Source organism: Bradyrhizobium sp. AZCC 1588, assembly GCF_036924735.1.
Classification (GTDB): domain Bacteria; phylum Pseudomonadota; class Alphaproteobacteria; order Rhizobiales; family Xanthobacteraceae; genus Bradyrhizobium.
The window spans coordinates 785,958-798,516 of record NZ_JAZHSC010000001.1 but is presented as its reverse complement, the minus strand read 5'-3'; the positions used below and the strand labels follow the sequence as shown (position 1 = coordinate 798,516).

Sequence of the window (12,559 nt, the reverse complement as noted above, 5' to 3'; positions counted from 1 at the left end):
GCCATGATGCAGAAGTCCGGAAAAGTCGTCGTCGTTAGCCAGCATTACCCGCCCGATCCGAGCACGACGGCAGCGATCATGGCCGCGATTTCCGACCGCGTGGCGCAGGAGGCCGAGGTGCTGGTGCTGTCGGGAACGGTAGGTTCCGCGATATCGGTGCAAGCGGGCAAGCCTGAGGTCGTCGAGGTCAAGAACTGGATGCCGGGCAAGGGCGCGCTGGGAAAGCGCGCCGTGGCCGAATTGCTGTTCACGGTCCGGATGTTTTTCGTGATGCTGGCGAGGTTGCGGCGCGGTGACGTCACGCTGACCGTGCCGGCACCCTTCATGCTGCCTTACGCTTTTGCCGCCGCGGCCAAATTGAAAGGCGCGAGGTCGGCGCTGATCATGCACGATCTCTATCCCGACGTCCTCGTCATGGCTGGCCTGTTGAAGCCGCAGTCGATCGTGGCGAAAGCGATGCGCGCCTTGAACGCGCCGATGTTTCGCGCGCTCGATGCCGTCGTCATCATCGGCCGCGACACCGAGAAGCTGCTGCTGCGCTATGGCGGAATGACAAGCGACAAGATCCGCTTCATTCCAAACTGGGCGACACTTGCACGTGGCGTTCGCGCGATCGACCCGGACAATCCGTACCGCCGTTCGCTTTCCGCCCGCTTCGTCGTCGGACTGTCAGGCAATCTCGGCTTTACCCACGATCCCGTCGTCGTGTTCGAAGCGGCGCGCCTGCTGCGTGACGACAAGGATATACACTTCCTGCTGTCGGGCTGGGGGATTGGGTTCGACCAGTTGAAGGCCATGCAGGCTGAGGCAAAGCTCCCGAACGTGACCCTGGTCGATCGCGTCGAGGAGGAGCAGCTAGAGGCGTTTCTTTCGGCGGCGGACGTCTGGATCATTCCCTACCGCAGGAACGTCGCCGGCGTGTCGGTGCCCAGCCGGTTCTACAATCTGCTGGCGATCGGCCGTCCGGTGATCCTGGTTTCCGAAGCGGATGCCGAGGCGGCGCTGACGGTCATCGAGCACGATGTCGGCTGGGTGGTGGAGCCCGGCAACGCCGGCGAACTGGCGAAAGCGGTCAGTCGCGCCGCCCGGGCCGACGACCCACAGCGGGCCGAACGCGCGGCTGAAATCTCCAGGCGTTTTGATTTTGAGATCGCCATGGACGACTATTGCGGGCTGATCCGCGAACTCGTGCAGAAGTAGCTGGATCAGACGCGAGACGGTTGCCGACGTGAGAAACGGTGCATCAAGAGCGCCGTCACGGCGCCTCCAGCACCGAGTAGCAGGCCGGCGATCGCCGTCGACGAGGTCATGAACGAGCCGACCGCCAGCGCAGCCAGCACGAGGTTGAGCGCGAACACCTCGCTCACCACGCGCCACACCGAAAAGCCGTTGTCGGTGGCGCGCTGATAGAAGTGGGTGCGATGCGCGGCCCAGAACGGCTCGCGCCGCGCGACGCGCCGCAGCAGCGTGACGGTCGCATCGGCGAGGTAATAGAGCGGCAACAGCAGCGCCGCTGCCACTTGCTGATGCCAGGCGAGCTGCAAGAGACACCAGCCGGCCAACAGGCCGATCGGCAGGCTGCCGACGTCCCCGAGAAAGATTTTTGCTACCGGCCGGTTGAAGGGCGCGAAGCCGAGCATCGCGCCGAACAGCGCTGCGGCGGCGACCGTCGTCGATGCCGGAAGTCCGCCGAGCCAGCCGAGCAGAACGAGTGCGCCGGTGATGGGCACGATCTCGGCGACCGTCATCAGGTCCAGCCCGTCCATGAAGTTGACGAGGTTCACGAACCACAAGCCTGCGAGGATCAGGAGGCCACGCTCGAGCCAGAGCGGGCAGGCAGGAACGATCCGTAAGCTGTCGGGGGCCACCAAGATCACCGCCGCGACGGCTAGTCCCTGCAGCAATAGCCGCGGCACCACGGGAAGCGAATTGACGTCATCGGCAAAGCCGACGGCCGCGATGAACAGCGTCGCGCCGAACACGGCTATGGGGATTTTCATCTCCGCCGTGCCGGCAAACGCGATGACTGTGACGGCCGCGATCAGCGTGGCCGCGATCACCGCGATGCCTCCACCTTGCGGCGTCGGAATCCGATGGGAAGAGCGCGCATTCGGTTTTGCCAACGCGATTCGCGCGAGTAGCGGCCGGACCGCCCAGGTCAGGACGGCCGACAACAGCACAGCCGACGCCGCGGCAGCAAACGACAGCAATAATTGCGAATTGGCCATTCTGTCCGTGCGGAAAGCTACTCGAAGGTTATTTGGGAACCTCGATCGGCGCCGTGCCCTGCGCGGCCTTCTCGGCGCTCAATATCCAGACCAGCCCGCCGATCGCGCCGACGATGAAGGATACTGCGCCATAAAGCAGGGAGATGTTGACGCCCTCGTTGGCCATCAGGCCGGCATAGCCGAACGCCAGCCCCATGGTGGCTTCGCGGACGCCCCAGCCGGCAATCGAGATCGGCAGCATGGTGATCAGCATGACGGGTGGAACGAGCTGGAAGATCTGGCCGAACACCACGGGGGCGGCGATCGACTGCACCACGCACCAGGCGATGACGACGGCAAGCACGTGCACCAATAACGACAGCACCGCGACTTTCGGGCCGTGAGTGCGGCTGAACAGCACGCGATTGGCGATCACCGAGCAGGCGTGGATGTGATGGGTACCCCACCAGTGCTTCAACCATGGCCACCGCAGCCTGCCGAGCAGGAGAAACCCGAGGCCGCCGGCAAGCGCTGCGAAATCGACGAACAGCAGCGCCGACCTGCCGTGGGGATCGGTGATCAGGCGATAGCTCCACGGCAGGCTCGCAACGATGACGACCGCGAGCGCGATCAGGCCGATGGCGCGGTCGACGAAGATGGAATAGGTCGCCGCCCGCCAGCCGGCGCCGTTACGCGCGACGAGCCATAGCCTGACCGCATCGCCGCCGATCGAGGACGGTAGCGTCTGGTTGAAGAACATCCCGATCACGTTGAAGCGCATCGCCTGCCGGGTCGGCAGCGGCGCGCCGCATTCCGCGCCGATCTCGCGCCAGCGCAGCACGCCGACGAATATCTGCAGGAACGTCACGGCGATCGCCACGCCGATCCAGCCCAGGCTGGAAACGTCGATGCGGGCCGCGAGGTCGGCGAGGTCGACCTTGCGCAACGAGAAATACAAGAGCGCCGCCGAGACCAGTATCTTCAATGTCGAAAACAGGATTCGGCGCATCTCGCCCGTGCCGGATTTGAGAAGAGGGTGCAAAAAGCGATGCAATTCGGCGCCTTGGTATGGTTTTCGGGCCGATCTGGCAATAGCCGGGCTGGTAGGTGTTGCGGTGGCCTCGGCAACGCAGGTAAAGAGGCGCTAGCGACAGAAATTTCAGCCATTGAGCGGCGCCTTCCAAGGATATGATGCCGGATCAACCCATATTGGTCACCGGAGCTGCGGGTTTCATCGGCTTCCACGTTGCGCGCCGGCTGCTGGCCGAAGGCCGCGCCGTGATCGGGCTCGACAGTCTCAACGATTATTACGACCCGGCGCTGAAGCGGGCGCGGCTGGACGTTCTGCGCCCGGAGCAGGGTTTCACATTCGAGCAGATCGATCTCGCCGATCGTACGTCAGTGGAACGCCTGTTCGCCAAACACCGCTTTCCCAGGGTGGTGCACCTGGCGGCGCAGGCCGGCGTGCGCTATTCGATCGATCATCCGCATGCCTATGTCGATGCCAATCTCGCAGGCTTCGTCAATGTGCTGGAAGGTTGTCGGCATCATGGCTGCGGCCATCTGGTCTATGCGTCGTCCTCATCGGTGTACGGCGCCAATACGAAACTACCGTTTTCGGTGGACGACAAGACCGACCATCCGATCAGCCTATATGCCGCCACCAAGAAGGCCAATGAGCTGATCGCGCATTCCTACAGCCATCTCTATCGTCTTCCGGTGACGGGCTTGCGGTTCTTCACCATCTATGGGCCGTGGGGACGGCCCGATATGGCGGTTTTCCTCTTTACCAAAGCAATCGTGGAAGGCGCGCCGATCCGGCTCTTTAACCATGGCAGGATGCGGCGCGACTTTACCCATATCGACGATGCGACGCGCGCCGTGTTGCGGCTGGTCGACCAGGCGCCCGGCGACGCCGGTGGGGCCGCCGGGGCGCCAGCAAAAGTTTACAATGTCGGCAACAATCGTCCGGAAGAGCTGACCCATGTGGTAGCAGTTCTGGAACAGGCGCTGGGCCGCGCGGCGGTCAAGGAGATGCTGCCGATGCAGCCCGGAGACGTGACCGAGACCTTTGCCGATGTTGCGGAACTGATGCGCGACACCGGCTTCAGGCCGCAAACCTCGATCGAGGACGGGCTTGCCGAGTTTTGTCGCCTGGTATCGTGACTATTACAGGATTTGAGACGCCGATGAACCGACGAATTATTCCCCTGATCATGTGCGGCGGCGCGGGAACGCGGCTGTGGCCGGCCTCGCGCGAGGTTCATCCCAAGCAGTTCCTGTCCCTGTTCGGCGCGCGTTCGACGTTCCAGGATACGCTGTTGCGGGTTTCGGATGCTGGTCTGTTCGAACGGCCCGTCATCATCACCAACAACGCCTATCGCTTCATGGTGCTCGAGCAACTGGCGGAGATCGGACTGGAAGCCGACGTGCTTCTCGAACCGATGCGGCGAGATTCCGGGCCTGCGATCGCGGCCGGCGCCGCCTTTGCACAGGCGCGCGACAAGGATGCCATTCTGCTGGCGCTCGCCGCCGACCACGTCGTGCGCGACACGTCCGCTTTCCTCGCCGCCTGCCGCGAGGGGTTGGCAGCGGCGGAAGCCGGGCACATCGTGACGTTCGGCGTGCAGCCCGAACGCGCCGCCACCGAATATGGCTACATCAATCCCGGCGAGGTCATTTCCGGCAAGGTTCGCGCAGTCGCCAAGTTCGTCGAGAAGCCCGATCCGACAACCGCGGCTGATTACGTCAAGTCGGGCTATCTCTGGAACAGCGGCAACTTCATGTTCCGCGCCGCCGTGCTGTCGGATGAGTACGGCAAGGTTGATGCGGACAGCGTCCAAGCCGTCAGTGATGCAGTGACGAAGGCAGGTACCGACCTTGGCTTCGTCAAGCTCGACGAGGCCGCATTCGGATCGGCGAAATCGATCTCGATCGACTATGCGGTGATGGAGAAGACCTCTCGTGCCGCGGTCGTGCCGGTCTCGTGCGGCTGGTCCGATGTCGGCTCCTGGCATGCGGTGTGGGAATTGTCCGGCAAGGACGGCGAGGGCAACGCGGCGCGCGGCGCAGCCGTGTTTGAGGATTCGCGCAATTGCAACGTATCGACTGATCGCGCGCTCGTCGCGCTTGAAGGCGTCGACGACCTCGTGGTGGTCGCAACCCAGGACGCCGTGCTGGTTAGCCGGCAGAAGGACGCCAACGGGTTGAAGCGGCTGGTCGCGAAACTGAAGACAGTGGCGCCGCAGGTGACGGAAGACCACATCAGGGTGCATCGGCCCTGGGGATCCTATCAGTCGGTCGACAATGGCGACCGGCATCAGGTCAAACGCATCATCGTCAAGCCGGGCGGGCGGCTGTCGCTGCAGAAACACCACCATCGCGCCGAGCACTGGATCGTCGTGCGCGGAACGGCGCAGGTGACGGTCAATGAACTGGTCAAGACCGTGCACGAGAACGAATCGATCTACATCCCGATCGGCGCGGTGCACCGGTTGGAAAATCCGGGCAAGATCCAGCTCGAGCTGATCGAGGTCCAGACCGGCAGCTATTTCGGCGAGGACGACATCATCCGCATCGAGGACGACTACCAGCGCAGTTGAGCCGACCGTAGTTTTACCGGGCCGGGGTTGTAATTCTTTGAATCAAAACGTGTCCGAAAACCGTCGATCGCGTTCGCCACATCTGTGATGGCGTGCTAGAGAACCGCCGGGGATACTCCGGCGCAGTTCTGCTTAGAATCCGCCTAAAATCTGCTTGGGGTCGACAAATCATGAGTTCCAAAGGGTCCGCATTCGATGCGAAGGCCGACGCAAAACGCGGCTTGCGCGTCGGCGTGGTCGGCGCGGGTGTGATGGGCAGCAACCATGCCCGCGTGCTGGCCGGTCTGCCCGGCGTGACGCTGGTCGGCATTGTCGATCCGTTGCCCGAACACCGGGCGCGCGCTACCGCGCTCGCCGGCTGCCGTGCGTTCGCCGAACTCGACGAGCTGTTTGACGAGGGCGTCGATGCCATTACGATCGCGGCGCCGACCCATCTCCATCACGAGATTGCGCTCGCCTGCATCACCCGCAACATCCACCTCCTGGTCGAGAAGCCGGTGGCCTCGACCGTTGAGGAAGGGCAGGACATCGTCAATGCGGCGCGCAGTGCCGGCGTGACGCTGATGGTCGGCCATGTCGAGCGCTTCAATCCAGCGGTCGCCGCGATCAAGCAGGCGATCTCGGGCGAGGACATTCTTTCGATCGGTATCACCCGCGTCGGGCCATTTCCGCCGCGGATGTCCAATGTCGGCGTCGTGATCGATCTCGCCGTCCACGATATCGACCTGATCCGCTGGTTCACCGAGTCCGATATCGTCGAGGTGCAGCCGCAGCTCTCCAGCGCGGTCGCCGAGCGCGAGGACATCGCGCTGCTGCAGTTCCGCACTGCCTCCGGCGTGCTCGCCCACATCAACACCAACTGGCTGACGCCGTTCAAGGCGCGCAGCGTTACGGTCGCGACCCGCGGCAAATATGTGATGGGCGATCTCCTGACGCGGCAGGTGACCGAGTGCTTCGGCTTCAAGCCCGACGGCAGCTACTCGATGCGGCATCTGCCGGTCGGCCATGATGAACCGCTGCGCGCCGAGCTGATCGCATTCCTCGATGCCGTCCGCACCGGCAATATGCCGGCGGTTTCCGGCGACGAGGGCGTCGCCAGTCTCGAGATCGCGATCCGCTGCCTCGAGCAGCCCGCCAAGCCTGCGGCGTCTGCCGCGCGCAAGGGACCGCGCCGCATCGCCGGCTGAGAACCTCTCACTTTGATTTCTGCAAGGCTCCATGAACCAGCACATGCGTCCAGAACCCGTTCCCTTCTATGACCTCGCTTCGCAGCGCCGTCGGCTCGGCCCATCGATCGATGAGGCGCTCTCGCGTGTGACGAGCCATTGTCTCTTCATCAATGGTCCGGAAGTCGCCGTGCTGGAAAAGGCCTTGGCCGATTTTTGCGGCGCCAAGCACGTCGTGAGCTGCGCGAGCGGCACCGATGCGCTTTTGATGGTGCTGATGGCCAAGGAAGTCGGCCCGGGGGACGCCGTCCTGTGTCCATCGTTCACGTTCTGCGCGACCGGTGAAGCAGTAGCGCTGACCGGCGCAACGCCGGTGTTCGTCGACGTCGACGAAGCAACCTTCAATATGGATGCCGCCTCGCTCAAGCGCGGTATCGCGACGGCCAGGCAGCGCGGCCTGAAGCCGCGCGCCGTGATCCCCGTCGACCTGTTCGGCCAAAGCGCCGACCACGATGCGATCGCAGAGGTCGCGCAGGCCGAGGGCCTGTTCGTGCTCGATGACGCCGCACAGGGTTTTGGCGCGAGCTACAAGGGCCGCCATATCGGCTCCTTGGGACTTGCGACCGCGACCAGCTTCTTCCCGACCAAGCCGCTCGGCTGTTTCGGCGATGGCGGCGCCATCTTTACCGACGATGACAAACTTGCCGAGACGTTGCGCAGCATCCGCGTGCACGGCCAGGGCTCCGACAAATACGACAACGTACGCCTTGGCCTGACCGGACGTCTCGACACCATGCAGGCGGCGGTCCTGATCGAGAAGTTGAAGATTTTCGAAGACGAGATCGCGGCCCGCAACCGCGTTGCCGAGCGCTATGCGCGCAGTCTTGGCAATTTCGTGACGGTGCCGCGGTTGGCTTCCGGATGCACCTCGGTTTGGGCGCAGTACACCATCCGCCTGCCAAAGGGGACCAACCGCGACGGTTTTGCGGCAACGTTGAAGGTGCAGGGCGTTCCGACGATGGTCTACTACACGAAATCGATGCATCAACAGACCGCCTACCGGGATTTTCCGATTGCGGATGGCGGGTTGCCGGCGAGCGAAAAGCTCTCGGCTGATGTCATCAGCCTGCCGATTCACGCCTATCTCGACGAGCCGACGCAGGATCGCGTCATCGAGGCCGTGCGCGGCGCGCTTCAGGCATGATGGCGACCCGAAGGGCCGCGTTAGCGCGAGGCGGCCTTCCGGTTTTCGGACCGGATCATGCCTAAACGTTAGCTGCCCGATTTCCCCGTCTCGCGATATGCGCTAGAAGCGGCGCATGCTCGGACGCATCTTCACCGTCGGCGGTTATACGCTGCTTTCGCGGCTGACCGGATTCGCGCGCGATATCATGCTCGCCGCGATTCTCGGCGCGGGTCCCGTCGCGGACGCGTTTTTCGTGGCGCTGCGGCTGCCCAATCATTTTCGCGCGATCTTCGCCGAAGGCGCCTTCAATGCCGCCTTCGTGCCGGCTTACGCGCATCTGCACGGCAAAAGCGAAGCATCGGCAAAACTGTTCGCCGATCGGATCTTCACGCTCTTGTTCGCCGCCCAGGTTGTTTTGCTGGTTGTGGCCTGGGTGTTCATGCCGGAAGTGATCGCCATTCTTGCGCCGGGGTTCAAGGACGATCCGGCGCGTGGCGAGCTGGCGATCTCGTTGACGCGGATCACGTTTCCGTATTTGCTGCTGATCACGCTGGTGACGCTGTACGGCGGCATGCTCAACGTGATGCATCGTTTCGCCAGCGCCGCCGCCGCGCCGATCTTCCTCAATCTGTCGATGATGGCGACGCTGGCGCTGGCGGCGTTCTTTCCGGGCGCGGGCTACGCCGCCGCATGGGGCCTTCTGCTCGCTGGCATCCTCGAGTTCCTGCTGCTGGCGGGTGATGCGGCAAAGACTGGCATTCTGCCGAAATTCGCTTCGATCAAATTCGATGAAGACGTGCGCGCGTTCTTCCGGGCGCTGGGGCCTGCGACCATCGGCTCGATGGGAACGCAGATCGCGTTGTTCGCCGATACGATCATCGCGACCTTTCTGCCGGCGGGCGCGCTTTCGGCGTTGTATTACGCCGACCGTCTCAACCAGTTGCCGATCGGCGTGATCGGGATCGCGATCGGCACCGTGTTGCTGCCGGAAATGTCGCGGCGCCTTGCGGCGAACGATATCACCGGCGCATCAGCCGCGCAGCGGCGGGCGTTCGAATTCTCGCTGTTGTTTTCGGTGCCATTCGTCGCCGCCTTCCTGACCGTGCCTGATGTGATCATGCGCGCGATGTTTGCGCGCGGCGCCTTCTCGAACGCGGATGCGGTGGCTGCCGGCGCCACGCTGGCCGCTTACGCAATCGGACTCATCCCGTTCGTGACCATCCGCAGTGCGGTAGCAACCTTCTATGCCCGTCAGGACACCGCGACGCCGGTCAAAGCGGCGCTGACCGGCGTTGCCGTCAACGTCGCGCTGAAGGTCGCGCTGATGGGCGCACTGGCGCAAATCGGCCTGGCGCTCGCCACCGCCATTGGGGCCTGGGTCAATCTTTTGCTGGTGCTCGCCTTCGCGGTGCGGGCGGGCTACCTCGAACTCGACCGCGCCTGGATGACGTCGCTCGCCAAGTTCGCCGCGGCCGGCGTCGTGCTCGGCGCTGCGCTGTGGGCCACCGCGCGATTCGCGAGCTTCTATTTCGCGCAGATGCACACGTTCCGCGATGAGACCGCATTGGCGTTGCTGATCGTGACCGGTGCATTCGTGTACGGGGTCGCAATCATGCTGCTGTTTGGCCGGGGGTGGATATTCTCGCTGCTGCGTGACCGGAGGTCTGGTCCTAAACGGCTGTAAACAAATGGGAATGCCTCTACATGGATTTCGACAGCTTCCATGCGCGTAGTTTCATGCTCGCACCGGCCAGCGCGATCCGGGCCGACGTAGATACGCGCTTCCACGACCACGTCCAGCGTGTCGGCCTGAACTACACCTTCGGCGGCCCAGTGGTCGCGAAGTATTGATTGCGGCGTTATCTTCCTTCCATCCCGGCATTGGCCGGGGCTTTTTTGTTGTGCAGCCGCGAAAAGGGTCGCGGTGCGCAGCGATTTGCTTGCGCCGGTGCTGTGGTTATTCGGGCGAAAGCGGTTTGCGCTGAGCCGACAACCGCTGCAATATGGCGCCGCTGGAAAAACCGGGAATTGGAGATACGATGGCTGCTCCCATCAAGTTCGGCGTCGGTCAAAGCGTCCTCCGCAAGGAGGACGACGCGCTCATTCGCGGCAAGGGCCGCTATACCGACGACCATTCGCCACAGCCGGCGTTGCACGCGCTGATGCTGCGCTCGCCGCATGCGCACGCGAAGTTCACCCTCAACGTCACCAAGGCCCGCGGGATGCCGGGCGTGGCTGCGATCCTGACCGCCGACGACGTCAGGGATCTCGGCGACCTGCCGTGCCTGTTCAACCTGGAAGTCGATCCGTTCACCGGCCCGCCTTATCCGATTCTTCCCAAGGACGAGGTGCGCCATGTCGGCGACGCCGTCGCCTTCGTAGTCGCCGACACCATCGACCAGGCCCGTGACGCGATCGAGGCGATCGACGTCAAATGGACGCCGCTTCCGTCGGTGGTCGGCGTCGTCAATGCCGTGAAGAAAGACGCGCCGCTGGTCTGGCCCGACAAGCCCGGCAATGTGCTGTTCGACGTGTCGGTCGGCGACAAGAAGGCGGCTGAGGCCGCCTTTGCCAAGGCGCATGCGATCGCCGAGATATCGATCGTCAACCCGCGCGTCATCACCAACTTCATGGAGACGCGCGCCGCGGTCGCCGAATACGATGCCAAGCGCGATCATCTGACGCTGACCATCGGCAGCCAGGGCAGCCATCGCCTGCGCGAAATCCTGTGCGGCATGGTGCTGAAGATTCCGATGGAAAAGATGCGGGTGATCTGCCCCGACGTCGGCGGCGGCTTCGGCACAAAACTGTTTCCCTATCGCGAATATGCGCTGATTTCGGTGGCGGCGCGCAAGCTGCGCAAGACCATCAAATGGACGGCCGATCGCTCCGATCACTTCATGGGCGACGCGCAGGGCCGCGACAACGTCACGACGGCTAAGATGGCGCTGGCCGAGGACGGCAAATTCCTCGGCATGGACGTCGATCTGATGGGCGACATGGGCGCCTATCTCTCGACCTTTGGGCCCTACATCCCGCATGGCGGCGCCGGCATGCTGCCGGGTCTCTACGACATCCAGGCCTTCCACTGCCGCGTCCGCACCGTGTTCACCAATACCGTGCCGGTCGACGCCTATCGCGGCGCCGGGCGCCCCGAAGCGGCCTATGTGGTCGAACGTCTGGTCGATGCGGCCGCGCGAAAGCTCGGGATGACGCCGGATGCGATCCGGCGCAAGAACTTCATCCCGCCGAAGGCGATGCCCTACAAGACCGCGACCGGAAAGGTCTACGATTCCGGCGACTTCACCGCGCATATGAAGCGCGCGATGGAAGTCGCCAACTGGAAGGAATTTCCGAAGCGCGCCAAGGCGGCGAAGAAGCAAGGTCTCGTGCGCGGCATCGGCATGTCCTGCTATGTCGAGATCTGCGGCACGATGGGCGAGGAGACCGCTAACGTCGCGCTCGATCCCAATGGCGACATCAACATCCTGATCGGCACGCAGTCGAGCGGGCAGGGCCACCAGACGGCCTATGCGCAGCTCGTTGCCGAGCAGTTCGGCGTGCCGCCGGAGCGTGCCCATGTCTTGCAGGGCGACACCGACAAGATCGCCACCGGGCTCGGCACTGGCGGCTCGGCGTCGATCCCGACCGGCGGCGTCAGCGTCGAGCGCGCCACGCGCGAACTCGGCAACAAGCTGAAGGAGATCGCGGCCGAAGCGCTGGAGACCAGCGCCGGCGACCTCGAGATCAGCAATGGTGTCGTGCGCATCGCCGGCACCGATCGCTCGATCAGCTTCGCCGACCTCGCGAAACGGCCAGGCGTCGATCCGTCGAAACTGAATGCGAGCGCGACGTTTGCGCAGGCCGATGGCACCTACCCGAACGGCACGCATCTCGCCGAAGTCGAGATCGATCCCGCCACCGGCATCATCAGAATCGTCAACTATGTCATCGTCGACGATTTCGGGGTCACGCTCAATCCGTTGCTGCTCGCCGGCCAGGTGCATGGCGGGGCGATGCAGGGCATCGGTCAGGCCTTGATGGAGCACGCGGTCTATAGCGCAACCGACGGCCAGCTCGTGACCGGCACATTCATGGATTACGCGGTGCCGCGGGCGTCTGATGGTCCGTCATTCCATTTCGAAACGCACAATGTGCCGTGCACGACCAATCCGCTCGGCGTCAAGGGTGCGGGTGAGGCGGGCGCGATCGGTTCCTGCCCCGCGGTGGTCAATGCGATCATCGAGGGGTTGTGGCGCGAGTACAAGATCGACCACATCGATATGCCGGCCACGGCCGAGCGGGTCTGGATCGCGATCCGCGAGGCGCAGAAACGGCATAACCTCTGATATTTTGTCGCATGCGGAATGATGCGCCGAACGCGGTGTTTGCAAACAG

Annotated in this window: 9 protein-coding genes and 1 pseudogene; 8 read left to right on the top strand and 2 right to left on the bottom strand. The window is 63.7% G+C overall.

Features of this window, described 5'->3' with window-relative positions; translation table 11 throughout:
• Positions 1-6 precede the first annotated feature (6 nt).
• Complete coding sequence (locus tag V1277_RS03875) at positions 7-1,200, top strand: glycosyltransferase family 4 protein (RefSeq protein WP_334415066.1); 1,194 nt, start codon at positions 7-9, stop codon at positions 1,198-1,200.
• A 5-nt stretch (positions 1,201-1,205) separates the two neighbouring features.
• Here the strand turns inward: V1277_RS03875 and V1277_RS03870 are convergent, their stop codons facing one another.
• The gene (locus tag V1277_RS03870) at positions 1,206-2,228 is read right to left on the bottom strand and encodes an MraY family glycosyltransferase (protein ID WP_334415065.1); all 1,023 of its coding nucleotides are present in this window, start codon (positions 2,226-2,228) and stop codon (positions 1,206-1,208) included.
• A 28-nt stretch (positions 2,229-2,256) separates the two neighbouring features.
• Positions 2,257-3,216: a lysylphosphatidylglycerol synthase transmembrane domain-containing protein gene (locus tag V1277_RS03865; RefSeq protein WP_334415064.1), complete on the bottom strand. Its 960-nt coding sequence runs from the start codon at positions 3,214-3,216 to the stop codon at positions 2,257-2,259.
• 182 nt (positions 3,217-3,398) lie between these two features.
• Here V1277_RS03865 and V1277_RS03860 point away from each other — a divergent pair.
• The 7 genes and pseudogenes from V1277_RS03860 to V1277_RS03830 all read left to right on the top strand — a co-directional run bounded on the left by V1277_RS03860 (position 3,399) and on the right by V1277_RS03830 (position 12,510).
• Positions 3,399-4,389, top strand: a pseudogene (locus V1277_RS03860) (SDR family NAD(P)-dependent oxidoreductase).
• Positions 4,390-4,396: 7 nt separating this feature from the next.
• A complete protein-coding gene (locus V1277_RS03855) occupies positions 4,397-5,809 on the top strand; it encodes a mannose-1-phosphate guanylyltransferase/mannose-6-phosphate isomerase (RefSeq protein ID WP_334374175.1) in 1,413 nt (470 codons plus the stop codon).
• 170 nt (positions 5,810-5,979) lie between these two features.
• A complete protein-coding gene (locus V1277_RS03850) occupies positions 5,980-6,996 on the top strand; it encodes a Gfo/Idh/MocA family oxidoreductase (RefSeq protein WP_334374176.1) in 1,017 nt (338 codons plus the stop codon).
• A 31-nt stretch (positions 6,997-7,027) separates the two neighbouring features.
• Positions 7,028-8,179: a DegT/DnrJ/EryC1/StrS family aminotransferase gene (locus V1277_RS03845; RefSeq protein ID WP_334415063.1), complete on the top strand. Its 1,152-nt coding sequence runs from the start codon at positions 7,028-7,030 to the stop codon at positions 8,177-8,179.
• Between the two features lie 115 nt (positions 8,180-8,294).
• The gene (murJ, locus tag V1277_RS03840; protein ID WP_334374178.1) at positions 8,295-9,845 is read left to right on the top strand and encodes a murein biosynthesis integral membrane protein MurJ; all 1,551 of its coding nucleotides are present in this window, start codon (positions 8,295-8,297) and stop codon (positions 9,843-9,845) included.
• Between the two features lie 20 nt (positions 9,846-9,865).
• Complete coding sequence (locus V1277_RS03835; protein WP_334415062.1) at positions 9,866-10,012, top strand: hypothetical protein; 147 nt, start codon at positions 9,866-9,868, stop codon at positions 10,010-10,012.
• A gap of 188 nt (positions 10,013-10,200) precedes the next feature.
• Positions 10,201-12,510: a xanthine dehydrogenase family protein molybdopterin-binding subunit gene (locus V1277_RS03830; RefSeq protein ID WP_334415061.1), complete on the top strand. Its 2,310-nt coding sequence runs from the start codon at positions 10,201-10,203 to the stop codon at positions 12,508-12,510.
• The last annotated feature ends 49 nt before the right edge of the window (positions 12,511-12,559 follow it).

What these genes read in the sequence shown, in the direction of transcription:
- V1277_RS03875 (WP_334415066.1), top strand. Translation starts at nt 7, where the DNA reads ATGCAGAAGTCCGGAAAAGTCGTCGTCGTTAGCCAGCATTACCCGCCC.
- V1277_RS03870 (WP_334415065.1), bottom strand. Translation starts at nt 2,228, where the DNA reads ATGGCCAATTCGCAATTATTGCTGTCGTTTGCTGCCGCGGCGTCGGCT.
- V1277_RS03865 (WP_334415064.1), bottom strand. Translation starts at nt 3,216, where the DNA reads ATGCGCCGAATCCTGTTTTCGACATTGAAGATACTGGTCTCGGCGGCG.
- V1277_RS03855 (WP_334374175.1), top strand. Translation starts at nt 4,397, where the DNA reads ATGAACCGACGAATTATTCCCCTGATCATGTGCGGCGGCGCGGGAACG.
- V1277_RS03850 (WP_334374176.1), top strand. Translation starts at nt 5,980, where the DNA reads ATGAGTTCCAAAGGGTCCGCATTCGATGCGAAGGCCGACGCAAAACGC.
- V1277_RS03845 (WP_334415063.1), top strand. Translation starts at nt 7,028, where the DNA reads ATGAACCAGCACATGCGTCCAGAACCCGTTCCCTTCTATGACCTCGCT.
- murJ (WP_334374178.1), top strand. Translation starts at nt 8,295, where the DNA reads ATGCTCGGACGCATCTTCACCGTCGGCGGTTATACGCTGCTTTCGCGG.
- V1277_RS03835 (WP_334415062.1), top strand. Translation starts at nt 9,866, where the DNA reads ATGGATTTCGACAGCTTCCATGCGCGTAGTTTCATGCTCGCACCGGCC.
- V1277_RS03830 (WP_334415061.1), top strand. Translation starts at nt 10,201, where the DNA reads ATGGCTGCTCCCATCAAGTTCGGCGTCGGTCAAAGCGTCCTCCGCAAG.